Below are 25,285 nucleotides of genomic sequence, written 5' to 3'. Positions count from 1 at the left end.
GGGGGGCCGGCAGATGCCGGCCCCCCGCCCTCACTCACTGCCGTTCAACGGACGCGGGCCCGCAGCCGCTCAGCTGCAGCCGCTGGTGGAGCCGCAGCCCTCGCAGATGTAGCAGGAACCGGCCCGCTGCATCTTGGTGCCGCAGGAGAAGCAGAGCGGCGCGTCCGCGCTGATGCCGAGCTGCATCTCGACCAGTTCCGCCGAGGTGTGGGCCTGCTTCCGCTCCGGGGTGTCCACCTGCCGCGGGGTGGCCGGGGCGGCCGGGGCCTCGCGGTGGAGCGGGGCGGACTGGGCCAGGGCCTCGACGTCCACCTCGTCCTCGGAGGGCTCGTACGAGCCGGTCTCCAGGTGGCGCTGGCGCTCGTCGGCCGAGTGGATGCCGAGCGCCGAACGGGTCTCGAAGGGCAGGAAGTCCAGCGCCAGGCGGCGGAAGATGTAGTCCACGATGGACTGCGCCATCCGCACGTCCGGGTCGTCCGTCATACCGGCCGGCTCGAAGCGCATGTTGGTGAACTTCGAGACGTAGGTCTCCAGCGGCACCCCGTACTGGAGGCCGACCGAGACGGCGATGGAGAAGGCGTCCATCATGCCGGCCAGGGTGGAGCCCTGCTTCGACATCTTCAGGAAGACCTCACCCAGACCGTCGTCCGGGTAGGAGTTGGCGGTCATATAGCCCTCGGCGCCGCCGACCGTGAAGGAGGTGGTGATGCCGGGGCGGCCCTTGGGCAGGCGCTTGCGGACCGGGCGGTACTCCACGACCTTCTCGACCGCGGCCCGGATGGTCTCCTCGGCCTTCTCGGTGACCTCGGCCTTCTCCTGCTCCTTCTTCTTGGCGGAGAGCGGCTGGCCGACCTTGCAGTTGTCGCGGTAGATGGCCAGCGCCTTGACGCCCAGCTTCCAGGCCTCGAAGTAGATCTCCTCGACCTCCTCGACGGTCGCCGACTCCGGCATGTTGACCGTCTTGGACAGGGCGCCGGAGATCCACGGCTGGATCGCGGCCATCATCCGGACGTGGCCCATCGCGGAGATGGACCGGTCGCCCATGGCGCAGTCGAACACCTCGTAGTGCTCAGGCTTCAGGCCGGGGGCGTCGACCACGTTGCCGTGCTCGGCGATGTGGGCGACGATCGCCTCGATCTGCTCCTCCTGGTAGCCCAGGCGGCGCAGGGCCTGCGGGACGGTGCCGTTGACGATCTGCATCGAGCCGCCGCCGACCAGCTTCTTGAACTTGACCAGCGCCAGGTCGGGCTCCAGGCCCGTGGTGTCGCAGGACATCGCCAGGCCGATGGTGCCGGTCGGGGCGATGACGGACGCCTGGGAGTTGCGGAACCCGTTCTTCTCGCCGAGCCGGATCACGTCCTGCCAGGCCTCCGTGGCGGCGGCCCAGACCGGGGTGTCCAGGTCGTCCACGCGGACGGCCTTGGTGTTGGCGTCGGCGTGCTGGAGCATGACCCGCTTGTGGGCGGTCGCGTTCAGCGCGTAGCCGTCGTACGGGCCGACGACCGCGGCCAGCTCGGCCGAGCGGCGGTAGGAGGTGCCGGTCATCAGCGAGGTGATGGCACCGGCCAGCGCGCGGCCGCCGTCGGAGTCGTAGGCGTGGCCGGTGGCCATCAGCAGGGCGCCGAGGTTGGCGTAGCCGATGCCCAGCTGGCGGAAGGCGCGGGTGTTCTCGCCGATCTTCTGGGTCGGGAAGTCCGCGAAGCAGATGGAGATGTCCATCGCGGTGATGACCAGCTCGACGACCTTGGCGAAGCGCTCGGCCTCGAAGGACTGGTTGCCCAGGCCGTCGTCCTTGAGGAACTTCATCAGGTTCAGCGAGGCCAGGTTGCACGAGGTGTTGTCCAGGTGCATGTACTCGCTGCAGGGGTTCGAGCCGTTGATCCGGCCGGACTCCGGGCAGGTGTGCCAGTGGTTGATGGTGTCGTCGTACTGGATGCCGGGGTCGGCGCAGGCCCAGGCGGCCTCGGCCATCTTGCGGAAGAGCGACTTGGCGTCGACCTCCTCGATGACCTCGCCGGTCATCCGGGCGCGCAGCCCGAACTTCCCGCCCTCCTCGACGGCCTTCATGAAGGCGTCGTTGACCCGGACGGAGTTGTTGGCGTTCTGGTACTGGACGGACGTGATGTCGTCGCCGCCCAGGTCCATGTCGAAGCCCGCGTCGCGCAGGGCGCGGATCTTCTCCTCCTCGGTGACCTTGGTCTTGATGAAGTCCTCGATGTCGGGGTGGTCGACGTCCAGGATGACCATCTTGGCCGCCCGGCGGGTGGCGCCACCGGACTTGATCGTTCCGGCGGATGCGTCGGCGCCGCGCATGAAGGAGACCGGGCCGGAGGCGTTGCCGCCGGAGGAGAGCAGCTCCTTGGAGGAGCGGATACGGGAGAGGTTCAGGCCGGCCCCGGAGCCGCCCTTGAAGATCATGCCCTCCTCCTTGTACCAGTCGAGGATCGACTCCATGGAGTCGTCGACGGACAGGATGAAGCAGGCGGACACCTGCTGCGGCTGGGGCGTGCCGACGTTGAACCAGACCGGGGAGTTGAAGCTGAACACCTGGTGCAGCAGGGCGTACGCCAGCTCGTGCTCGAAGATCTCCGCGTCGGCGGGCGTGGCGAAGTAGTTGAAGTCCTCACCGGCCTTGCGGTACGTCTTCACGATCCGGTCGATGAGCTGCTTCAGACCGGTCTCGCGCTGCGGGGTGCCGACCGCGCCGCGGAAGTACTTGCTGGTGACGATGTTGACCGCGTTGACCGTCCAGAAGTCGGGGAACTCGACGCCCCGCTGCTCGAAGTTGACCGAGCCGTCCCGCCAGTTGGTCATGACGACGTCACGACGCTCCCAGACCACCTCGTCGTACGGATGCACACCGGGGGTCGTGTGGACGCGCTCGATACGCAGCCCCTTGCCGGCCTTCGAACCCTTGGTACGGGTCCCACGTGCCGGGCTGCTCGCCGTCTCTGTCATGCCGCCTCCCATATACGGGCAAAACACTCTGGACTGCCCAGAACTTCCCCGGGCATCCACTATCTGTCTGTCGTCGCGGGCCCCAAGCTCAGGGCCCGCGACACGCATGTGTGCCGCGCTGCGGCCGCACCCCGGCCGTGGACGGTCCCGCCGCCCGGCGGTCCTCTCGGGCCCCGGCGACCTCGCGCCGAAGCGCGTCGGCGGGCCGGTGGGCCGATTCAGCGGCCGCTCCGCCGTGAGGGGCGGCCGGCCGCGCGCTCAGTCGGCGGCTTTGGCCGGTACGGGGACGCCGGCCGGCGTCTCCTTGCCGTCCGCGGCGCCGTCGGGCTGCCGCTCGCGGAGCTCCGCGATGGCCGCCTCGAAATCCTCCAACGAGTCGAACGCCCGGTACACGGACGCGAAGCGCAGGTACGCGACGAGGTCGAGTTCCTGGAGCGGTCCGAGTATGGCGAGCCCGACGTCGTGGGTGGTCAGCTCGGCACTGCCGGTGGCGCGCACCGCCTCCTCGACCCGCTGGCCGAGCTGGGCCAGCGCGTCCTCGGTGACCGGGCGGCCCTGGCACGCCTTGCGCACCCCGGAGATGACCTTGGTGCGGCTGAAGGGTTCGGTGACCCCGCTCCGCTTGATCACCATCAGGGACGCGGTCTCCACCGTGGTGAAGCGGCGGGAGCAGTCGGGGCACTGGCGGCGGCGTCGGATGGACGTCCCGTCGTCGGTGGTGCGACTGTCCACGACCCGACTGTCGGGGTGCCTGCAGAAGGGGCAGTGCATGGTCCCAACCCTCCCTCACAGCACGACTCGACAGCCCCGCCGCAGGCTCGGGACGAGCCCTGCGAGGCAGCCACCAGCATAGGCGATCGCCAGAGCCCCGGAAGCCCCGGGACCACTACTTCTGGGTGACCGGAGCAATCCAACCACTAGATCTAGGGTCTACCCCGTTCGCGACACGCACCTTGCGGTACGGATGGCAGGCGAGCGGCACGGGGAGCCAGGGGCCGGCCCCGAGCCTACGGGAACCACGGCGGCCGCCCGAACCCGGATGCCCGCCGGGGCCCGGGGCGGACCCGCCCCACCCGCCCGGGGCGGCGGCCACCCGGGCCACTACGGTGAAGCCCGGCGGCACCCGGTACGGAACGCGGGCGAGGCGGCGGCACGGCCCGGCAATGGCCCGACGCCCGCCCGGCGATGGTCGACGTCGCCCGGCGACGGGTGGACGTCCGTGCGACCACCCCCGCGCGGCGATCGCACATACACCTCGCCAGCCGCACTGGTAAGCCAATCCGCGATTTTTCACTCGAACGTGTGTTTGGCGCAACCTTTCGAAAGCAACTACCGTTGTCCAGCTAGGGAGACCATTCGAGAGGGGCTGACGTGACCACCACCGCAGACAGTGCCGCCACCATCACCGCCCAGGCAGCACAGGACCGCTCGCCCGGCCGCTTCGAACCGGTGCGCGCCGCCGGCGACCCGGGTACGGGCCCGGAGGGCGCCAAGCCCGCGCGCTCCCTCCCTGGACGCCCCCCAGGCATCAGGGCCGACAGCTCCGGGCTCACCGAGCGGCAGCGGCGGGTGATCGAGGTGATCCGGGATTCCGTCCAGCGCCGGGGGTACCCGCCGTCGATGCGGGAGATCGGCCAGGCGGTGGGCCTCTCCAGCACCTCCTCCGTGGCGCACCAGCTGATGGCGCTGGAGCGGAAGGGCTTCCTGCGCAGGGACCCGCACCGCCCCCGGGCGTACGAGGTCCGCGGCTCCGACCAGCCCAGCAGCCAGCCCACCGACACCACCGGCAAGCCCGCCGCCTCCTATGTCCCGCTCGTCGGCCGGATCGCGGCCGGTGGGCCCATCCTGGCCGAGGAGTCGGTGGAGGACGTCTTCCCCCTCCCCCGGCAGCTGGTCGGAGACGGCGAGCTCTTCGTCCTCAAGGTCGTCGGTGACTCGATGATCGAGGCCGCCATCTGCGACGGGGACTGGGTGACCGTCCGTCGCCAGCCGGTCGCGGAGAACGGCGACATCGTGGCCGCGATGCTGGACGGCGAGGCCACGGTCAAGCGCTTCAAGCGGGAGGACGGCCATGTCTGGCTGCTTCCGCACAACGCCGCGTACCAGCCCATCCCCGGTGACGAGGCCACCATCCTGGGCAAGGTGGTCGCCGTGCTCCGGCGCGTGTGAGGGCTCCCGGCGCGTGTGGGGGCTCCCGGCGCGTGTGAGGGCTCCCGGCGCGTGTGAGGGGCTGAGGCGGGTGTGAGGCCTCCCGCCCGCACCGTCGGCCCCGACCCGCCGGCTTACGACCGGGCCCCGGAACCCACTGCGCCGGTTCCGGGGCCCGCCCCTGTCCGCTCTGCGCGGGTCAGCCGGTGCTTGCGCCGTCCCCCGCGCGGGCGGCCGCGTCGATGGCGGCGAGGGAGCGGCGGACCTGGTTGCGGTCCGTGGTGTACCAGAAGTCCGGCAGTGAGGCGCGGAGGTAGCTTCCGTAGCGGGCCGTCGCCAACCGAGGGTCCAGCACGGCGACCACGCCCCGGTCCCCGGTCGCCCGCACCAGCCGCCCGGCCCCCTGGGCCATCAGCAGGGCGGCATGGGTGGCGGCCACGGCCATGAAGCCATTGCCCCCGGCCTCCTCCACGGCCTTCTGCCGGGCGCTCATCAGCGGATCGTCGGGGCGGGGGAACGGGATCCGGTCCATGACCACCAGCTGGCAGCTCGCGCCCGGGACGTCCACGCCCTGCCACAGCGAGAGGGTGCCGAACAGGCAGGTCTCCGGGTCGGCCGCGAAGTTCTTGATCAGCTCACCGAGGGTGTCCTCGCCCTGGAGCAGGATCGGCTTGTCCAGCCGGCCGCGCAGCTCCTCCGCCGCCGCCTGCGCGGCCCGCATCGAGGAGAAGAGGCCGAGCGTACGGCCCCCGGCGGCCTCGACCAGCTCCGCCAGCTCGTCCAGCATGTCCCCTCGGCCGCCCTCGCGGCCGGGGGTGGCCAGGTGCCGGGCCACATAGAGGATGCCCTGCTTGCGGTAGTCGAACGGCGAACCGACGTCGATCCCGCGCCAGGACGGAAGGTCCTCGTCCGCCGTACCGACCGTGCCCTCCGGAGGCAGCCCCAGCGAGGCCCCGACCCCGTTGAAGTCCCCGCCCAGCTTGAGCGTGGCCGAGGTCAGCACCACCGAGCGGTCGGAGAACAGCTTCTCGCGCAGCAGGCCCGAGACGGAGAGCGGCGCCACCCGCAGCGAGGCACCGAACCGGTCGTGCCGCTCGTACCAGACCACGTCGTACTCGGAGCCCTGGGTGATGCGCTCGGCCACGTCATGGACGTTCTGCACCGAGGCCATGGCCTGCTTGCGCACCGCGTCCTCGTCCTGCACCGACCGGTCCCGGGTGCCGCCCAGGGCCGAGATGACCGTACGGGCCGCGTCACGCAGCGCCGCCAGCGCGTAACCGAGGTCCTCCGGGACCTCCTCCAGCCGCCCCGGCAGGGCCAGCTCCATCAGCCGCTCGAACCCCTCGGAGGCGGTCTGGAGCTGGTCCGCCGCTTTCTCGTCCACCAGCTTGGCCGCCCGGCGCACGGCCCGGTTGACCTGCCCGGGGGTGAGCTCGCCGGTGGCGGCCCCGGTGACCCGGGAGACCAGCTCATGCGCCTCGTCCACGATCAGCACCTCGTGCGGCGGCAGCACCGGGGCGCCCTCGATCGCGTCGATCGCCAGCAGCGCGTGGTTGGTGACCACCACATCGGACAGCTTGGCCCGCTCACGGGCCGCCTCGGCGAAGCACTCCGCGCCATAGGCGCACTTCGAGGCGCCCAGGCACTCCCGGGAGGAGACGGACACCTGGGCCCAGGCCCGGTCCGAGACACCCGGCGTCAGATCGTCCCGGTCGCCCGTCTCCGTATCGTCCGACCAGTCCCGCAGCCGCAGCAGGTCCTGCCCCAGCTTGCTGGAGGGCGCGGCGGCCTCGAACTGGTCGAACAGCCCCTCCTCCTCGTCCTGCGGCATGCCCTCGTGCAGCCGGTGCAGGCAGAGGTAGTTCGACCGGCCCTTGAGCATGGCGAACTCGGCCCGGCGCCGCAGCAGCGGATGGAGCGCCTCCACCGTGCGCGGCAGATCGCGCTCGACCAGCTGCCGCTGGAGGGCCAGCGTGGCGGTGGCGACCACCACCCGCTCCCCGTGGGCCAGGGCCGGCACCACGTATCCCAGGGACTTGCCGGTGCCCGTGCCGGCCTGGACCAGCAGATGGGAGCCGTCGTCGATGGCCTGGGTGACGGCCTCGGCCATGGCGGTCTGGCCAGGCCGCTCCATGCCGCCGACGGCGGTCACGGCGGCGTGCAGGAGCTCGGGGAGGGATGGCTTCGTCATAGCCCGTCCACCCTACGGGGCACCACCGACAACGGGCGGCCGGGCGACCGGATCACCCGCCGGGCGACGATCGGGCAACGGCCGGACCCGATCACTTCCAGGCGGAAGCGATCGGGTCCGAAAGGCCGACCGCTGTCCCGCCCTCAGTCGCGGACGCCCGGCCCGCTGTCCGCTGTCCCGCGATCAGTCACGGGCCGCGAGCGGGTTGGGGACGGTGCCGTGCACCGCCGCGTGCGGGCGCTGCGGGCGGTCCCGGTAGCCGTCCAGGTGCAGCCGGTTCCGGTTGAGGCAGAGGCGGTCGATCCGGGGGGTGAGCAGGTCGAAGAGCTCGTAGCGGTCGGCGAGCTCCGGGAAGCGGCCTTGGTAGCGCAGCACTTCCGCCCGGACGAGTGACCAGAAGTCCGCCTCGGCGAAACCCAGTTGCTCCTCGCACAGCGGCGCGAGATAGCGGAAGACACCGACGAACAGCCCGGAGTGGATGAACTGGGGCAGGAAGTCCGGCTCCTCGGTGAGCAGCACGGCCCGGACGTCCTCGGGCATCGAGTCGTGCTCCGGCAGCACCGCCGCGCTGACGTTGACGTCGTCCACGAAGTCCTTGATCGCCAGCCGGACGGGGATGTCGTGCTCGTCGAAGACGACGATGGCGTTCTCGCCGTGCGGCGAGAAGACCGTGCCGTAGCGGTAGAGGAAGTGGAGCAACGGCGGCAGCAGCGCGGCGAAGAGCCGTCGCAGCCACTCCCCCGGCTCCAGCCCCGAGCGGGCGACCAGTTCGGCGGTGAACGCCCGGCCGTCGGGGTCGGTGTGGAGCAGGGCCGCGAGGGTGCGGGCGCGTTCCCCGGGCGGCAGCCGCAGCGGCTCCCGCCAGATGGCGCCGAGCAGCTCCCGGTACTGGTACGGGACTTCCGGCAGCCGGTCGTACAGCGGGTGCTCGACGGTGACCGAGGCCACCTCGCCGAGCAGCACCACCCGGCACTCCTCGGTCAGGAACGGGTCGCCGTCGCGCAGCGCGTGCACCCAGGCGGTGACCGCCGGCGCGGCCAGGGTGCGTTCGGTGGGCAGACCTCGCCACACCAGGGTGTTGAGGATGGACAGCGGCAGCTTGACCGTGTGCCGGTCCGGGTCGCTGAGGTTGAGGAAGGTCCGGATCGACTGCTGGGGCAGTCGGAGGTCGTTGTCAGTGGGGAGTGGCACGATGAGGTTGTCGGCGATGGCGGGGGCGTAGAGGGGCACCACCACCTCGTCCCACTGCCAGGGATGCACGGGGAGGAGGAGGTAGTCCGCGGGGTCCAGGCCCCGGGCGTGCAGTACGGCGGTGAAGGTCTCACGGACACCGTCGCCCAGTTCACCGGAGTAGAGGTCGTCGGGGGTGGAGAGCGTGGAGATACCGCGGTAGGTGGCCAGCGTCCTGCTGACCGCGATCCAGGGCAGGGTGACGGGGGTCCGGGCCTCCGGTGCCCAGGTGGCCGTCTGGGTGGCGGAGAAGCCGACCCGGCCCTTGTTGAGCACGATCCAGGGATGGCCGGTCTGGTGTCCCTCCAGTTCGGCGTAGCCGAGGTCGGCGAGTCGCCCGACGGGCAGTGCGGTGTCTTCGAGCCGGGCGTCGGCCGAGAGGGTGGCGGTCAGTTCGCGGACGAGGTGTCCGAGCGTGGCTCCGTCCAGGTCGAGGGTCCCGCGTGCCCTGGCCAGGAAGTCCAGCGGATCGGTGTACGGGGCGGTGGCACCGCTGTCCGGGTCGGTGCGGGTGATCGAGTCGGCGTCCACCCGCCAGCTGCCGTAGGCGGTCCGGCGGGCGTGGAAGCCGATCCGGGAGCCGTCGTCCAGCCCGAGGGCGTACTCGCGGCCGGAGCCGTCGGCACCCGCGGCGGTGGTCGCTGCCGGGCCGTCCACGGGCACCGGCTCGATGATCTCCTCGTAGGCGAACTCTCCGAGGGTCTTGGCCAGCAGGCGGCGCGAGGCGCTCAGCCAGGTGGAGGCCCGCAGCTCGGCGGGGGCGGCCAGTATCGCGGCGCCGGACGGCGAGTCGGCGGTGGGAGCGCCCGCCTGGGGAGCGGAGGCCGGCGGGGCGGAGGCCGGGGAGGCGGCGGCAGCAGGGGCGGCCGGAGACGGAGGGACACCGGGGAGAGCAGGAGAGGACGGGGAGACGGGGCGCGCGGCGGTGGGGAGCGGCGGCGCGGACGGGCCGGCGGCGGAGGAGGGAGAGTCGGAAGACCGGGAGACGGAGGGCTCCGTGGAGTCGTGGGTGGCAGGGGACTTCGGCACAGGGACTCCTCAGGGTGGGACCGATACGGATCGGGCGAGCGGTGGACGCACGGCAGCGGGCGGCTTCAGAGCAGGTGCCGCAGGGACCGGTCGCTGACCATGAGGGCCGCTCGCTTGTCAGGAAGATCGAGTTCGGCGGAGTAGCGGTAGCCGGCGCTGAGAAAGGCGGAGACGGAAGGGGTGTTGCGCAGATCGGGCTCCGCGACGACCCGGGTGCAGGCGGGCCGGTGGTCCAGGACGAGATCGGTCACCGCTCTCAGCAGCGCGGTGCCCACCCCCCTCCCCCGGTGGGTGGCACCCCCCATGAGGAGGTGGACGCCGGTGTCGTGCTCGCGGGCCGGATACGCCGAGGCCAGCGGGTCGAGATCGGCCCGGTAGATCTCGAAGTAGCTCATGGGGACGCCGTCGAGGACCCCGAGGCAGGGCACGCTGCGGCCGTCGCCGTCGAGTTGGGGAAGGAGGTGGTCGGCGGTGACCGACTCGGGGCCGGCGAGCTCCCAGAAGGCGGCGACGGCGGGCTCGTTCATCCACTCGGTGATCATCGCCAGATCCCGGTCCAGCCGCACCGGGACCAGCCGGAAGCGGCCGACGGTGGTGGCGACCGGACCCCAGCCTTCGATGCCGCCGACCAGCTCACCTCCCCGATCACCGCCCCGCACCGGACGGGCTTCGCCACCGGCGGCGGGGTCGGCCCCGGCCCCGTACCCGCCGCCGCGCTCGGCCGTCCCCCGGTCCGCGCCGCCCGCGACAGCCGTACTGCTCCGACCGCCCGCACCCGGGGCGGCGGCACCGGGCGCTGCCACGCCCCGATGGCCTCCGGGTACCGAGACCGGGCCGGGTCCGGGGGCCGGTACCGGCCTGGCGCCGGACGGGGCCTCCGCCTCGGGGCTGGTGCCTATGTCGGCGTCGCGGCCCGGGCGGGCCCCGCGGTCGGGGGGAGGCATGGTGGCGCTCCTCTCAGCAGTACGGGTCTGCGCTGTTCCGGTGGGGGGTGTGCGTACGGGGAGGTGACGGTCGGGCCGGCGGCGGGGAGTTCGGGAGGCGGGCTCCTCTCAGGCGTACGGGTCGGATGTACGGGTCAGGCGCACGGGCCGGTCAGGCGGGCCAGGCGTATGGATCAGCCATGCGGCTCAGTCATGCGGCTGAGTCATGCAGGGGGTTGCCGATGGTGACGTAGACGGACTGGGTGTCCACCGGTCCGACGAGTTCGTCCAGGCCGTGCAGGCGGGTGAGGAGGTTCGCCTTGCAGCGCAGGGTGCGGCTCTCCAGGAGCCGGGCCGGCAGGGGCGAGCCGAGTCCGGCGGCCTGGTGGAGGAACTGCCGGAAGGCGGCGAGGAGAAGGCGCTCGTCGGCGAGGCCCTGCGCACCGAAGGCCCCGATGAGCCCGAGGACGTTGTTGATGCCGAGATAGTAGGCGAAGCGCTCGTCGGTGACCTCGTCGGAGACGAAGGTGTCACTGGCGGTGCCGATGCCGGGAAGGCGGCGCTCCAGAGCATCGCGGTGGGAGTTCCGGAAGTAGTAGCCCTGGTTGTCGCGGTAGCGGCCGCCGCAGGGCCAGCCGTCCGGGTCGAGCAGGACCAGGGTGTTCTGCTGGTGCGCCTCCAGGGCGACCCCCGCCGTGCCGTCCAGCCACAGCACCGGGCGCACCACCTGGTCGAGATAGCGGAGGAACCACTCCTCCGCCACCGCCCCCACGGTCCGGCCGGTGCGGGCGGCCAGCCGGGAGACGGTGACCTCCAGCCGGGAGCGCATCCGGTCCTGCCCGGGCCAGGGGCGGGGCGCGGTGAGGGAGGCGATGCAGACGGCGTCGTCGCCGTAGCCGAAAGGGTTGTGGCGGATCATCAGGTCGAGGCCCGCGACCGGCTCGCCGGCGGGGGTGTCCACGCCGAGCCAGGCGGGGTCGCGCACGATGTCGAAGCCGGGGTGCGCGGCCCGCCACTGCTCGGACAGCCCGGTGCCGAGCAGGCGGTGCACCTCCACGCCCCGGTGGAGCTCCTTGCGGAGGTTCTCCCGGCGGGAGTTGGTGATCCGTACGCCCAGCGACAGCTTGAGCATGGCGGGGGCGCCGGGGCGGTGGACGGTGCGGATGGAGGAGGTGGGGTGCCAGGGTGCGCCGTACGGGCCGAGGGCCGTCAGCAGCCCGGCGGAGACGAGTGCGTCGACCTCGGGGCGGCCCAGCACCTCGCGGGCCTGCCAGGGGTGCACGGGCAGGGCGGCCGTCCCGTCCGGCAGCGCCAGCCCGTCGGCGAGGTCCGCGGTGATCCGTTCGGCGGGCACGGTCCGCCCCTGCTCGGTCCAGGCCGAGTCTGCGGCGAGCACGGACCGATCGACGGCCAGCCAGTGCAGCGGGAAGGAGCCGTGCAGCTCGGGCGAGTAGAGCCAGGCCTCCGCGTCGGACAGCCCCTCGCGGCTCTTGGGCGTCGGGTGCAGCGGGTGGCCGAGGAGCAGGGCCTGCTCGGCGGTGAGGAAGAGGTCGGCCTCGGGGCGGACCTCTGGCCGGGCGCGCCGGTCGGTGATGAAGTCGGCGGTGCGGCGGACCGAGTCGGCGACCCGGCCGACCAGGTCGGCGCCGTCGCCCGAGGGCGTGCCCCCGCCGGAAGCGGCGCCGGCGGACTCCCGGCCGATGAGCGCGGCCACGGTCACCGCGTCGACGGGCGGGGCGGCGGGTGGGGCGCCTTCGAGGAGGGGGGCTCCGAAACGGTGCCAGCCGGTCGGGGACCAGTAGCGCACGGGGACCAGCAGTGCCGTACCGCTGGCGTCCAGCGGAACCCGGAGGGTGCGGCCGTCGGGGCGGGCCAGGCCGGTCTCCCGTACCCAGCACCGCAGCAGGTTCTCGGTGGCCGCGGTGTCGGCGGCCCGGCCGGCGTCCGGGTGGTCGAGAGGGTCGGCTTCCTCCGGGCCCTCCTCGCCCCGGGTCGCTCCCCGGTCGGCCGCCGGCTCGGTGCAGGGGCAGGCTCCGTCGGGTGCCGCCGTCCCGCCGGCGGGCAGGGCGTCGTAGGCCCCGTGGGGCTGGCGCGGCACGGTGGTGGACTCGACCGCGGCCGCACACCCCGAAGCGTGTGGGGATCCCGCGGCATGGGGGTTCACGGTCAGCGGGGTGTCGTGGTGCGGGCGGGTGGGGCGGCCGTCGGCGCCGGCCGCGTCGGGTACGGGGGTGGGGTTCACGGTGTGCGCTTTCTGGTGAGTGGGGGCGGACGTCAGCCGAGGGCGGCGGGGACGTCCGGGTGCGGTGCGGCGCGTTCCGCGGCGGCCAGGGCGTCGGCGAAGCGGTCGAGGACGGCTTCCGCCTGTTCGTCGGTGAGGGTGAGCGGAGGCAGCAGGCGGACGACGGCGTTGCGGCGGCCGCCGAGTTCGACGATGAGGCCCCGGCGGAGGCATTCGCGCCGGACGGCGGCCGCGAGCCGAGGGTCGGCGGGCGGGGCGCCGGTCTCCCCGGTCGGTGCACCGCCGTCCGGTGCGGAGTCCGGGCCCGGCGGGACAGGTGGTCCGGATGAAGCGGGCGAGACCAGCTCGACGCCGATCATCAGTCCGCGACCGCGGACGTCACCGACGCAGGGGTGGGCGGCGGCGAGGCTCTGGAGCCGGCCCAGCATCCGGGCGCCGAGGGTGGCGGCGCGCTCGGCGAGGCGGTTCTCCCGGACGTAGGCGAGGGTGGCGGCGCCGGCGGCCATGGCGAGCTGGTTGCCGCGGAAGGTCCCGGCGTGGGCTCCCGGGCGCCACTGGTCGAGTGAGGAGCGGTAGACGATCACGGCCAGCGGAAGGGATCCGCCGATGGCCTTCGACATGATCATCACATCGGGGACGATACCGCTGTGCTCGACCGCCCAGAAGGTCCCGGTGCGCCCGACCCCGGTCTGCACCTCGTCGGCGATCAGCGGAATGGAGCGGTCCGCGGTGAGCGCCCGCATCCGGCGCATCCACCCGTCGGGGGCGGGGATCACCCCGCCCTCGCCCTGCACCGGTTCGAGGATCATCCCGGCCGGCGCGGGGACACCGGCCTTGGGGTCGTCGAGCACGTTCTCCGCCCAGCGGGCGGCGAGTTGAGCGCCCCGCTCGCCGCCGGTGCCGAACGGGCAGCGGTAGTCGTACGGGTAGGGCAGCCGGGTCACCCGGACGTCCGGGGCGCCCCCGGAGGCGGCGAGCGCTCCGGCGGTCATGCCGTGGTAGGCGCCGGTGAAGGCCAGCAGCCCGCCGCGGCCGGTGGCGGTACGGACCAGGGTGAGCGCCGCCTCGACGGCGTCCGTGCCGGCCGGGCCGCAGAACTGCACCCGGGCGTCGTCGGCGAGCCCGGGCGGGAGGGTGGCGAACAGCTCGGTGGTGAAGGCGTCCTTGACCGGGGTGGCGAGGTCCAGCACCTGCAGCGGGGCACCGGAGTCGATGACCTTCTTGATGGCCTCCAGCACCACCGGGTGGTTGTGGCCCAGGGCGAGGGTGCCGGCTCCGGAGAGGCAGTCCAGATAGCGGCGGCCGTCCGCGCCCTCGATGGTCAGCCCCCGGGCGCGCACCGGGACGATCGGCAGTGACCGGGCGTAGGTCCGGGCGGCCGACTCCCTCAGCGACTGCCGGCGCAGGATGCCCTCGTGTACGGACGTGGGTGCCACCGGTGTGTGGGTCAGGGCCACGGCTTTCGTCCTCCCGGTCACGGTCGCGCTGCGCGCGGGATCGATACGCGCACGGAGCGGGCCATCGGTGCCGGCGCGGTGCGCATGGGTGTGTCGGCGTCCGCCGCGGAGGGCGGTGAGACGCCGTCCTCAGGTCCCCCTACGTACCAACGACCACCCCCGTTCAGGAACACGGCTGCGATGAAGATCATCGATGACGGACCGGATACCCGCGACCACCCTTTCCCGCACCCCGGTTGAGCGCTGGTCACCGGGAGATCACCGGTGGCCGCCGCACCGCACGGACGGCGGCCCGCTTTCGCGGATACCCGCGGTCGCGGCCCATCAGAGCCCCTCGGACGCCCAGTTCGCCGGGTTGGCCGCCGCCTTGGACGGAACCGCGGCCTTCGCGGAAGCCGTCCCCTCCGGCACGGCATAGTGGGGGCCGCACTCCGGTGCCGTACGTATCGCCGTCCCCGTGCCGCCGCACGTACGCCGAGCCGTTTCCGAACCCGAACCCGAAGTTCCCTGGGGGATCACCACATGCGACCGATACGTCCGCTGCTCACCGCGGCCGGTGCCGCCGCGGTGCTGGCGCTCACCGCCACCGCCTGCGGGCCCGGCGAGGACAACGCGGGCGGCGAGCCGTCCGCTTCCGCCACGCAGACCGCGAGCTCGGGGTCCGACGGCTTCACCATCTCGGAGGACCTCAAGGGCCGGCTCAAGGAGCACGGCATCGACATCGACAAGTGGCGTGACGGCGAGTGGAAGAACTGGGACCAGGACCGCTGGCTGCGTGAGGCCAAGGACTACGTCAACCCGATCATCGAGGACCTGTGGGACCCGGACCGGATGCGGGAGGCGGAGGAGCCGCAGCGCCCGGTGGACGAGGGTGACATCTCCGGTGACGAGGCGGTGACCGACCCGGAGCCCGCGCCGGTGGAGGCGCAGGCGGTGCGGAGCCCGTACCACTCGGCCTCTCCGGCCTCCGGCAAGGTGCTGTTCGACGGCCCGCAGGGGTCGATGGTCTGCTCGGCGACCGTGGTGAAGGACCCGGCCAACCCCGGCAAGTCCAACCTGGTCTGGACGGCCGGCCACTGTGTGCACGCGGGCAAGGAGGGCGGCTGGTACCGCAACATCGCGTTCGTCCCCTCGTACAACGACTCCGGCGATTCGGCGGCGCAGCTGGAGGACGCGAACCGCGAGGAGATCGCGCCGTACGGCGTGTGGTGGGGCGACTGGGCGCAGACCTCCGAGCAGTGGATCGACCAGGGCGCCAGCACCGGCGGCCAGGGCGCCCCGTACGACTACGCGGTCATCCATGTGACCCCGGAGAAGGGCGGCGACGGCACGTCCCTGGAGGAGACGGTCGGTACGGCGCTGCCGGTGGAGTTCGCGGCACCGGCGGCGGCCGAGGCGGGCAGCCTCCAGGCCACCGGCTACCCGGCCGCGCCGCCGTTCGACGGGCAGCGGATGTTCCGGTGCCAGGGCGAGCCGGGCCGGCTGTCCATCGAGGCGGACCAGCCCACCATGTACCGGATCGGCTGCACGATGACCGGCGGGGCCTCCGGCGGCGGCTGGGTCGGCACCGGCCGCGACGGCAAGCCGGCGCTGGTGTCCAACACCTCCATCGGCCCGGTCACCGGCGGCTGGCTGGCCGGCCCCCGTCTGGACCAGGGCGCCAAGGGCGTCTACGAGGCGGTCAGCCGCAAGTTCGCCGGCCGCTGACGCCGGGCCCGGCCGCCGTTCCCGTACGCGTACGGGCGGCGCCGGCGGTGCGTACGTACAAGGTGCGTACGTACAACAGGCGGAACAGGCGGAAGGCCCGCCTCCCGGTCGGATGATCCGACCGGGAGGCGGGCCTTCGGGGCCGCGAGGCCTGCGGAATCAGCGCGTCGTCAGTGCACCGTGGGCACATAGGGCGCGAGGAACGCGGCGAGCTCCTCGTGCACCCGGCCCTTGAGATGGGTGCCCTCCGGGGTGTGCTCCTCGGAGAGGACCTCACCCTCGGCGTGCACCCGGGAGACCAGCGCCCCCTCGGTGTACGGCACCAGCACCTCGATCTCGACCTGCGGCCGGGGCAGCTCGGCGTCGATCAGCGCGAGCAGCTCGTCGATGCCGGCACCGGTGCGCGCCGAGACCGCGATGGCGTTGCGCTCGATCCTCAGCAGCCGCTGGAGCTCGACCGGATCGGCCGCGTCCGCCTTGTTGATCACCACGATCTCCGGCACGTCGGTCGCGCCGACGTCGCGGATCACCTCGCGTACGGCCGCCAGCTGCTCCTCCGGGGCCGGGTGCGAGCCGTCCACCACATGCAGGATCAGGTCGGAGTCACCGACCTCCTCCATGGTGGAGCGGAACGCCTCGACCAGGTGGTGCGGCAGGTGCCGGACAAAGCCGACGGTGTCCGCCAGGGTGTACAGCCGCCCGCTGGGCGTCTCGGCCCGGCGCACGGTCGGGTCCAGGGTGGCGAACAGGGCGTTCTCCACCAGGACACCGGCCCCGGTCAGCCGGTTGAGCAGCGAGGACTTGCCGGCGTTGGTGTATCCGGCGATGGCGACCGAGGGCACCTTGTTGCGGCGGCGCTCCTGCCGCTTGATGTCGCGGCCGGTCTTCATCTCCGCGATCTCCCGGCGCATCTTCGCCATCTTCTCGCGGATCCGCCGCCGGTCGGTCTCGATCTTGGTCTCACCGGGACCGCGGGTGGCCATGCCGCCACCGCCGCCGCCACCCATCTGCCGGGACAGCGACTGACCCCAGCCGCGCAGCCGCGGCAGCATGTACTGCATCTGCGCGAGCGCGACCTGAGCCTTGCCCTCACGGCTCTTGGCGTGCTGGGCGAAGATGTCCAGGATCAGCGCGGTCCGGTCGACCACCTTCACCTTGACGACGTCTTCGAGGTGGATGAGCTGGCCGGGGCTGAGCTCACCGTCGCAGACGACGGTGTCGGCGCCGGTCTCCAGCACGATGTCCCGCAGCTCGTCGGCCTTGCCCGAGCCGATGTAGGTGGCCGGGTCCGGCTTGTCGCGGCGCTGGATGACGCCGTCGAGCACCACGGCTCCCGCGGTCTCGGCGAGCGCGGCCAGCTCCGCGAGGGAGTTCTCCGCGTCCCGGGCCGTACCGGTGGTCCAGACGCCGACCAGCACCACGCGCTCCAGGCGCAGCTGGCGGTACTCGACCTCGGTCACGTCCTCCAGCTCGGTGGACAGACCGGCCACCCGGCGGAGGGCGGCGCGGTCGGACCGGTCGAACTGGTCGCCGTCACGCTCCCCGTCGTGTCCGTGGCTCCAGGCGACGTCCTCTTCCATCAGGGCATCGGCCCGGCGGCCTTCGGTGCGGCTGGTGTCCGCGAAGTTCTGCGTGTCCTGGGAAGGGGATGAAGAGGAGGTCATTGGATCCTTTACCTGGTCGGGGATACGGATGGCTCGGCTGGGCCGGGCCTGGCGGAACGGTGACGGGGGCCGACGACCATCCTCGGCGGTCGTACACCGTCACCGTCACAACGCGTGACCCACCCGGATGATTCCCGGCGGGGGCCGAGGCCTGGGGCCGTGCGCCCGGCGCGGGCTCCGCGCCTGGTCCGGGCCGCCCGGCGGTGCCGGCGCGACACGTCGATCGTCCCATGAGCCGCCGGCCCCGTCACCGCCTTTTCCACCGGCCTTCGCCGGGGGCGGGCGGGTCCGGCCCCCGCCCCGGCGAAGGGTCAGCGCTTCCCGGCGGCCGGGCCCGTGAAGTGGTGCGGGTGGCCCGGTCCCTCGACCGTCTCCTTCCCCGGCTGCGCGGCCTTGACCGGCGCGGCGGCGCGCCAGTCCGGGTGGCCCGGCATGGGCGGCGTCTTCTCGCCGTACAGCCAGCCATGCAGGAAGCCGCCGAGGTCCCGGCCGGCCACCTCCGAGGCGAGCCGGACGAAGTCGTCGGTGCTCGCCGTACCGTGCGCGTGGTCGGTCACCCAGCGCCGCTCCAGCCGCTCGAAGGTGGCGGTGCCGATCTCCTGGCGCAGCGCGTACAGCACCAGCGCGCTGCCGTCGTAGACCACCGGCCGGAACAGGCTGATCTGCTGGCCCGCGGCGGGCGGCCGGGGCGCGGCCGGCGGGCCGCCCGCCTTGCGCCAGCCGTCGGACTCCGCGTACGCCTGGCGCATCCGGGTGGTCATCGCGACCCCCTTCTCCTCCTCGGCCCACTGCATCTCGTACCAGGTGGCATGGCCCTCGTTCAGCCAGAGGTCGGCCCAGCGGCGCGGCGAGACGCTGTTGCCGAACCAGTGGTGGGCGAGCTCATGCACCATGATCGACTCGATGTACCAGTCGGGCAGCCCGGACGCGGTGAAGAGCGACCGCTCGAAGAGCGAGAGCGTCTGGGTCTCCAGTTGGAAGCCGGTGTCGGCGGAGGCGATGAGCACCCCGTACGTCTCGAAGGGGTAGCGGCCGGTCTTCCGCTCCATCCACTCCAGATGGGACGGGGTCCGCTTCAGCCAGGGCGTCATCAGGGTGACGTCGGCGGTGGGGACGACATCGCGCACCGGCAGTCCGCGCGGTCCGGTGCGCTCCAGCACGGTGGAGCGGCCGATGGAGACCTGGGCCAGCTCGGTGGCCATCGGCTCGGCGGCGCGGTAGAGCCAGGTCCGGGTGGCGCCGCTCAACACCGAGCCGATCCGGCGCCCGTTGGCCACCACGGTGAGGTCCTTGGGGGCGGTGACGTGGAAGGTGAACGGGGCCTTGTCGGACGGGTGGTCGTTGCTCGGGAAGACCCGGCGCGCGGCGTCGGCCTGGTTGGCCATGGCCAGCCCGTCGGCGGTGCGCACCCAGCCGCCGGCGCCCTGGGGACCGGTCGGGTCGCTGCGGTGGGCGACGGTGATCCGCACCCGCTCGCCCGCCTCCAGCGCGCGGCCCGGGTCGACGACCAGGTCCTCCCCGCTGCGGACGAACTCGGCCGGCCGCCCGTCCACCGCGACCGACTGGACGGTGCCGTGGGTGTAGTCGAGGTTGATCCTCTCCAGCCGGTCGGTGACCCGGGCGTCGACGGTGGTGACGGCGGGCAGCGGCTTGGTGTTGTCGCCGCCGTAGGTGAAGGCGAGGTCGTAGGCGAGGACGTCGTACCCCGGGTTGCCCAGGTGCGGGAAGAGCGGGTCGCCGATGCCCAGCGGCTCGGGGGCGGGCGCGGCGGCCGCCAGCAGCCCGCCGGAGGCGAGGACGGCCAGCGCGACCCGAGTGAGGCGTGAGGTGCGTGGGGCGCGAGGGGTACGTGAGGCGGGCGGGGTGCCGCGGCGGGCCCGGAAGGGCGGTGTGAGGGACATGGGCAACCGCTACCAGGGCTCCGCTCCCCGACCGGGACGGCGCGCGCCCCGCGCACCCGAACGGCCGCCCTCCCTTGCGTACGCGCTCAGGGGCGGCCGTCAGGCCCGGCCGACGTCGTACACGCCCGCGACCTGCCGCATCACCCGCATCAGCGCGGGCAGCTCCGCGGCGTCGGCGAGCCGGAGGGTGTAGGTGTGGCGCACCCGCTGCTCGCTGGGCGGCTCGATGGTGGCCGCCACGATCGCGGCGCCCGCGGTGGCGATGGCCTCGGTGAGGTCGGCGAGCAGCCTGGGGCGCCCGAACGCCTCGGCGACCAGGGTGACCCGGCACCCGGAGGCCTCGCCCCAGCCGACGGCCACCGCCTCCCGCCCTGCATCCGCCATCCGGGCGACCGCGGGGCAGGCGGCCCGGTGGACGGTGACCTGGCCACCCCGTACCGCGAACCCGGTCACCGCGTCCGGCGGTACGGGGGTACAGCAGCGGGCCAGTCGCACCAGGGCGTCCGGGGGCCCGGCGAGCACGGCGCAGCCGGCGGTGTTCCGGTCGGACCCCCGCGGGCGGCCGGGCAGGGCGTCCGGGGCCGCCACCGCCGCCCGGGGCTCGTCCGCTCGGGTCGGCACGGGGTCGGCCGCCGGGGCCGGCGGGTGGGCGGCGAGCCATCCGCCGATCGCGATCCGCGCGGCGGGTGTGATGGCGCAGTCCAGCCACTCCGGCGACGGCCCGGAGGCGGGGACGGGGGCGGCCGGCTGGTGGCCGAGCAGCAGCTGTACGGCGTCGCCGTCGGCGAGGACGGTGCTCAGGGCGGCCAGGCGGCCGTTGACCCGGGCGCCGACGCAGTCATGGGCCGCCTCGCCGTACTGGGCGTAGGCGGCGTCCACACAGGTGGCCCCGGCCGGCAGGGCGAGCGGGCCGGCCTCCGGGCAGAAGACGGTGATCTCGCCGTCCTGGGCCAGGTCGACGCGGAGGGTCGCCCAGAAGGTGTCGGGGTCGGGCGCGTGCCGCTGCCAGGCAAGCAGCCGGGAGAGCCAGCCGGGCCGGGTCGGATCGTGCCGCTCACCGTCCTCCGTACCGTCCGGGTCCACCCCAGGACCGGTCAGGCCCTCGCCCTTCTTGCCCTCCTCACCTTCCAAAGCGACCGCGACCGCAGGGGGGTCGTCCGTATGGGCCGGAGCCGCATAGGGGTTGCCGAGAGCCACCACCCCGGCCTCGGCGACCTTGTGCATCCGATGGGTGCGGATCAGCACCTCGGCGACGGCTCCGTCGGGCGCGGCGACGGCGGTGTGCAGCGACTGGTACAGGTTGAACTTGGGGGTCGCGATGAAGTCCTTGAACTCCGAGACCACCGGGGTGAAGCAGGTGTGCAGCTCGCCGAGTACGCCGTAGCAGTCGGCGTCCTCCTCGACCAGGACCAGCAGCCGCCCGAAGTCGGTGGCGCGCAGCTCGCCGCGCTTGAGCCGGACCCGGTGGACCGAGACGAAGTGGCGCGGGCGGACCAGCACCTCGGCGGTGATCCGGGCCTCGCGCAGCACCCCGCGGACGTCCTCCGCGATCGCCGCCAGCGCGTCCGGTCCGGCGTCCGCGGCCACCAGGGCGCGTGTCTCCTCGTACTCGGCGGGGTGGAGGATGGCGAAGACCAGATCCTCCAGTTCGGTCTTGAGCGCCTGGACGCCGAGCCGTTCGGCGAGCGGGATGAGCACGTCCCGGGTGACCTTGGCGATCCGCGCCTGCTTCTCCGGGCGCATCACCCCGAGGGTGCGCATGTTGTGCAGCCGGTCGGCGAGCTTGATCGACATGACCCGTACGTCGTTGCCGGTGGCGACCAGCATTTTGCGGAAGGTCTCGGGTTCGGCGGCGGCGCCGTAGTCGACCTTCTCCAACTTGGTGACGCCGTCGACCAGGTAACGCACCTCGTCTCCGAATGCACAACCGACCTGATCAAGGGTCACCTCGGTGTCCTCGACGGTGTCGTGGAGCAGCGAGGCGGTCAACGTGGTCGTCTCGGCGCCCAGTTCGGCGAGGATCAGGGTGACGGCGAGCGGATGGGTGATGTAGGGCTCGCCGCTCTTGCGGAACTGGCCGCGGTGCGAGCACTCCGCCAGGACGTAGGCCCGGTGCAGCACATCGAGGTCGGCGTCGGGGTGATGCGCGCGGTGGGCGTCGGCGACATGGCCGATGGCGTCGGACAGCCGGTCCCGGGAGGCGGGACCGAGCAGCGCGGGGGCGAACAGGGCGGCGCGGCCGAGTCTGCGGAGGTCGATCCTCGGACGGGCGCGGCGCCGAGGAGGCGGAGCGGGGGCGGGAGCTGGGGCGGGGCTGGCAGCCTCTGCGCTCATGGGGGCACCTCCGGCGAGTCGACCGGCGGAGGGCGGGGCTCGACACGCCCGCCGGGCCGGTGCTTGATGCTACCGACCCCACCACGGTGCGCTGTCCCGCTCTCGCTCAGCGTGAACGGGACCACCCGTTCGAGCGAACCTCCAGCGATTAGTCGAACCCCCACACGGGTAAGGCCCCGGCCCACCCAATGGGTCCGATGGGATAGATGGCACGGGCGCGACAGACGGTGCCAGTGGGACCAATGGTGTCGGTGATGCAGGTGGGGCGGCTGGTGCCGGTGATGCAGGTGCGGCGGCGGCCTCAGCCAGTTGCCGCAACAGCAACTGGCCGCCCCCACGCCTACCGATAGGCGCAGGGCTCAGCCCGAGGCGCCGGCCGCCGCGTCGAACCAGGCCGGGTCGAGGTGGCCCTCGGCCACGATGACGGCGGGGCCGGTCATCTCGATGGCGCCGTCCGGGTGCTCGGTGATCACCAGGGTGCCGCCGAGAACGTCGACGGTGTACGTGACGGGGGTGCCGGTGAGGGCAGGGTCGACCCCGTCCCGGCGGGCGGCGGCCACCGCCACGGCGCATGCCCCGGTACCGCAGGAACGGGTCTCGGCGGCACCGCGCTCGTGGACGCGCATGGCCACATGACGGGGGCCCCGGTCGGCGACGAACTCGATGTTGACCCCGTCCGGGTAGACCGAGGCGGGGCTGTACGGCGGCTCGCTGTACAGGTCGCCGGCGTGGGCCAGGTCCTCGACGAAGGCGACGGCGTGCGGATTGCCCATGTTGACGTTGCGGGCGGGCCAGCTGCGCTCGCCGACGCTGACGGTGGCCTGCTCCTCGGGCAGCCTGGCGTGGCCCATGGCGACGGTGACCTCGCCGTTCTTGGCGAGGTGGACGTGCTTGACGCCGCCGCGGGTGGCGACGGCGAGGTCCCCGGCGGTGACCAGCCCGGCGTGCTGGAGGTAGCGGGCGAACACCCGCACGCCGTTTCCGCACATCTCGGCGACCGAGCCGTCCGCGTTGCGGTAGTCCATGAACCACTCCGCCTCGCCGGCGGACTCCCGCGCCTCGGGGTGGGCGGCGGACCGGACGACGTGCAGCAGCCCGTCGCCGCCGATCCCCGCGCGCCGGTCGCACAGCCGGGCCACCAGGGCGGCCGGCAGGTCGAGCGCGTTGTCCGGGTCGGGCACGATCACGAAGTCGTTCTCGGTGCCGTGGCCCTTGAGGAAGGCGATGGGTGCGGTGTTCACGGGGCCCATCGTACGACCGGGGTAGGACAACCGGGGTAGGACGTCCGCGGGCGGGCGTCCCGTCGCGCGCTCGGCCGATCCGGGGTCAGCGCAGGCGGGCGACGCGCCAGACGGCCAGTACCACGGGGACCGCGACCCCGGCCGCGTAGAGGACGAGGACCCGCCAGTCCGGGCGTTCGCCGGAGCCTCGGGCGGGCAGACCGGGCCAGGTGTAGCCGACCCGGCGGGCGGCCATCAGGCCCCAGCCGGCCGCACAACCGCACAGCAGCAGGCCCAGCATGGCGAGGACCGCGCCGCCGTCACCGGAGCCGAAGGCCAGCGGGAAGCCGAACATCAGGGAACCGATCACGGCCAGCCCCACGATGGGGGCGAGCTGCCAGATGCGGAGTTTGCGCTGCGGGCGCAGCTCCACCTCGACCTCGTCCGGCGCGATCCGCGGCGTACCGTCCTCGTCGAAGTCGGGGCCGTCGGGGCTCAGGCCGGGTGGCGTCGCGAGCGGGGCGCCAGGGGCCGCGGCGCCCACCCGGATGTCCTCCGGTGGCGCCTGCTGCTCTTCTCTGTCGCGAGGGCCGGCCTCCATCGCCACGCGCCCTCCCCACTCGGAATCCACTGGCTCGTCGATGCTCGATGATGGCACGCTCCGGACCCCCGAAAGGACGACCGGAGCGTCCCGATGCCATCACGTGATCAGGCTGTGACCGCTCGTTCGACCAACGCCAATGCCTCCCCCGGGAGTTCCCCGCGGTGGGAGGCGGCGCCGCTCAGCCAGTGGACCCGCGGGTCGCGGCGGAACCAGGAGTCCTGTCGCCGGGCGAACCGCTTGGTGGCGCGCACCGTCTCGGCCCGGGCCTCGTCCTCGGTGCACTCCCCGGCCAGCGCGGCGAGCACCTGCTGGTAGCCGAGGGCGCGGCAGGCGGTGCGGCCCTCGCGCAGTCCGCGGGACTCCAGGGCCCGTACCTCCTCGACCAGCCCCGCCTCCCACATGCGGTCCACCCGCAGGGCGATGCGCTCGTCCAGCTCGGGGCGCTCGACGTCGACCCCTATCTGGAGGGTGTCGTACACGGAGTCCGGCCCGGGCAGGTTGGCGGTGAAGGGCCGGCCGGTGATCTCGATGACCTCCAGGGCGCGGACGATCCGGCGGCCGTTGCCGGGGAGGATCGCGCGGGCGGCCTCCGGGTCGGCGGCGGCGAGGCGGGCGTGCAGGGCGCCGGGGCCCCGCTCGGCGAGTTCGGCCTCCAGGCGGGCCCGGACGGCCGGGTCGGTGCCGGGGAACTCCAGGGCGTCGACGGCCCCGCGTACGTACAGTCCGGAGCCGCCCACCAGCACCGGGGTACGGCCCTCGGCGAGCAGGCGGTCGATCTCGGCGCGGGCGAGCCGCTGGTACTCGGCGACGCTGGCGGCCTCGGTGACGTCCCAGACGTCCAGCAGCTGGTGGGGTACGCCGCCGCGCTCCTCAGGCGTCAGTTTGGCGGTGCCGATGTCCATCCCCCGGTAGAGCTGCATGGAGTCGGCGTTGACGACCTCGCCGCCGAGCTGCTGGGCCAGGAAGACACCCAGATCGGACTTTCCGGCCGCGGTGGGGCCGACGACGGCGATGACCCGAGGGGCCTGGCTTGCGCTTCTCACCGGCCCAGTGTCCCAAATCCACCCCGCTTCCCCGAACGAGTGAGGTGACGCCGCCGGATGGAGGTCGTTGCCTGATGCGAGGTTCCGGCTGCCGGTGTGCGCACCGGCTCCACCGGGTGACGCAATGGGGCGCTCCGGACAACGCGGAATTTCGCCCGGTTGAGTAGAATATGGAGCGGTAATGGGCTTTTTCTCTTGGTTTCGTAGGAAGCCGTCCGGTGCTCCGGGCGAGGAGGCCACCGCCGGGCCGGTAGCGGCGGAGGCGTTCACCCAGGACGGGCCGGAGCCGGAGGAGACCGGCCGGGAGAAGGACCGGGAGAAGGACCAGAAGAAGGATCGGGAGAAGGATCAGGGCAGGGACCAGGGGAAGGAAGGGAGCGTCGGCACGGCGGTTGCTGAGGACGGGGAGATCGCCGGGGAAGGCGGCGTCGACCGGGTGACGGAGAGCGTCAGTCGGACGGAGGGCGCCAAGGGCGAGCGGGGCTCGGAGCCGGATGCCGATCCCACGCCGGCCTCCGAGGCGGGAATCCCCACGCAGCAGTCGGCCGAGGTGGCGGCGGAGAACGAGGCAGGCGAGAACGCCCGCGCCTAGCGGGCGCCGCGTACGACGACGGCATAGGGACCGCGTACACCG

Annotated in this window: 16 protein-coding genes; 3 read left to right on the top strand and 13 right to left on the bottom strand. The window is 73.1% G+C overall.

Annotated elements, in window-relative coordinates; translation table 11 throughout:
• Nucleotides 1–69: 69 nt before the first annotated feature.
• Both ABZ945_RS08890 and nrdR read right to left on the bottom strand, forming a co-directional pair.
• Nucleotides 70–2,958: a vitamin B12-dependent ribonucleotide reductase gene (locus ABZ945_RS08890; RefSeq protein WP_361266136.1), complete on the bottom strand. Its 2,889-nt coding sequence runs from the start codon at nt 2,956–2,958 to the stop codon at nt 70–72.
• Between the two features lie 258 nt (nt 2,959–3,216).
• Nucleotides 3,217–3,729 carry a transcriptional regulator NrdR gene (gene nrdR, locus ABZ945_RS08885; protein WP_361266134.1) on the bottom strand — a complete coding sequence of 171 codons (513 nt, stop codon included), beginning with the start codon at nt 3,727–3,729 and terminating at the stop codon, nt 3,217–3,219.
• 600 nt (nt 3,730–4,329) lie between these two features.
• Here nrdR and lexA point away from each other — a divergent pair.
• Nucleotides 4,330–5,127, top strand: coding sequence for a transcriptional repressor LexA (gene lexA / locus ABZ945_RS08880; RefSeq protein ID WP_361266132.1), 798 nt, complete (start codon nt 4,330–4,332; stop codon nt 5,125–5,127).
• A 178-nt stretch (nt 5,128–5,305) separates the two neighbouring features.
• Here lexA and ABZ945_RS08875 read toward each other — a convergent pair whose 3' ends face one another.
• The 5 genes from ABZ945_RS08875 to ABZ945_RS08855 all read right to left on the bottom strand — a co-directional run bounded on the left by ABZ945_RS08875 (nt 5,306) and on the right by ABZ945_RS08855 (nt 14,178).
• Entirely contained in the window at nt 5,306–7,297 is a 1,992-nt protein-coding gene (locus ABZ945_RS08875) for an ATP-dependent DNA helicase (protein WP_361266130.1), read from the bottom strand.
• Nucleotides 7,298–7,480: 183 nt separating this feature from the next.
• Nucleotides 7,481–9,298, bottom strand: coding sequence for an IucA/IucC family siderophore biosynthesis protein (locus ABZ945_RS08870; protein WP_361266392.1), 1,818 nt, complete (start codon nt 9,296–9,298; stop codon nt 7,481–7,483).
• A 323-nt stretch (nt 9,299–9,621) separates the two neighbouring features.
• Nucleotides 9,622–10,359, bottom strand: coding sequence for a GNAT family N-acetyltransferase (locus ABZ945_RS08865; protein ID WP_361266127.1), 738 nt, complete (start codon nt 10,357–10,359; stop codon nt 9,622–9,624).
• 331 nt (nt 10,360–10,690) lie between these two features.
• The gene (locus ABZ945_RS08860) at nt 10,691–12,721 is read right to left on the bottom strand and encodes an IucA/IucC family protein (RefSeq protein ID WP_361266125.1); all 2,031 of its coding nucleotides are present in this window, start codon (nt 12,719–12,721) and stop codon (nt 10,691–10,693) included.
• 32 nt (nt 12,722–12,753) lie between these two features.
• Nucleotides 12,754–14,178, bottom strand: a complete 1,425-nt coding sequence (locus tag ABZ945_RS08855) for a diaminobutyrate--2-oxoglutarate transaminase family protein (protein ID WP_361266123.1) — start codon at nt 14,176–14,178, stop codon at nt 12,754–12,756.
• Nucleotides 14,179–14,700: 522 nt separating this feature from the next.
• Here ABZ945_RS08855 and ABZ945_RS08850 point away from each other — a divergent pair.
• Nucleotides 14,701–15,885, top strand: coding sequence for a hypothetical protein (locus ABZ945_RS08850; RefSeq protein ID WP_361266121.1), 1,185 nt, complete (start codon nt 14,701–14,703; stop codon nt 15,883–15,885).
• A 170-nt stretch (nt 15,886–16,055) separates the two neighbouring features.
• On the opposite strand, the gene hflX is transcribed toward ABZ945_RS08850, so the two are convergent.
• The 6 genes from hflX to miaA form a co-directional block, all read right to left on the bottom strand.
• Complete coding sequence (hflX, locus tag ABZ945_RS08845; RefSeq protein WP_361266118.1) at nt 16,056–17,549, bottom strand: GTPase HflX; 1,494 nt, start codon at nt 17,547–17,549, stop codon at nt 16,056–16,058.
• A gap of 311 nt (nt 17,550–17,860) precedes the next feature.
• Complete coding sequence (locus ABZ945_RS08840; protein WP_361266116.1) at nt 17,861–19,450, bottom strand: M1 family metallopeptidase; 1,590 nt, start codon at nt 19,448–19,450, stop codon at nt 17,861–17,863.
• Nucleotides 19,451–19,549: 99 nt separating this feature from the next.
• Entirely contained in the window at nt 19,550–21,784 is a 2,235-nt protein-coding gene (locus ABZ945_RS08835) for an HD domain-containing protein (RefSeq protein ID WP_361266114.1), read from the bottom strand.
• Nucleotides 21,785–22,143: 359 nt separating this feature from the next.
• Complete coding sequence (dapF, locus tag ABZ945_RS08830) at nt 22,144–23,025, bottom strand: diaminopimelate epimerase (protein ID WP_361266111.1); 882 nt, start codon at nt 23,023–23,025, stop codon at nt 22,144–22,146.
• A gap of 85 nt (nt 23,026–23,110) precedes the next feature.
• A complete protein-coding gene (locus ABZ945_RS08825) occupies nt 23,111–23,605 on the bottom strand; it encodes a hypothetical protein (RefSeq protein WP_361266390.1) in 495 nt (164 codons plus the stop codon).
• Nucleotides 23,606–23,712: 107 nt separating this feature from the next.
• Entirely contained in the window at nt 23,713–24,651 is a 939-nt protein-coding gene (gene miaA / locus ABZ945_RS08820) for a tRNA (adenosine(37)-N6)-dimethylallyltransferase MiaA (RefSeq protein WP_361266109.1), read from the bottom strand.
• A 181-nt stretch (nt 24,652–24,832) separates the two neighbouring features.
• On the opposite strand from miaA, the gene ABZ945_RS08815 reads away from it, so the two are divergent.
• Complete coding sequence (locus ABZ945_RS08815; RefSeq protein WP_361266107.1) at nt 24,833–25,243, top strand: hypothetical protein; 411 nt, start codon at nt 24,833–24,835, stop codon at nt 25,241–25,243.
• Nucleotides 25,244–25,285: the final 42 nt, after the last annotated feature.

Origin of the sequence: Streptomyces sp. NPDC046887, assembly GCF_040644755.1 — a bacterium.
GTDB classification, from domain to species: Bacteria; Actinomycetota; Actinomycetes; order Streptomycetales; family Streptomycetaceae; genus Streptomyces; species Streptomyces lichenis.
Note: the sequence above shows the minus strand (reverse complement) of the source record. Positions and strands in the feature narration are given on the sequence as shown.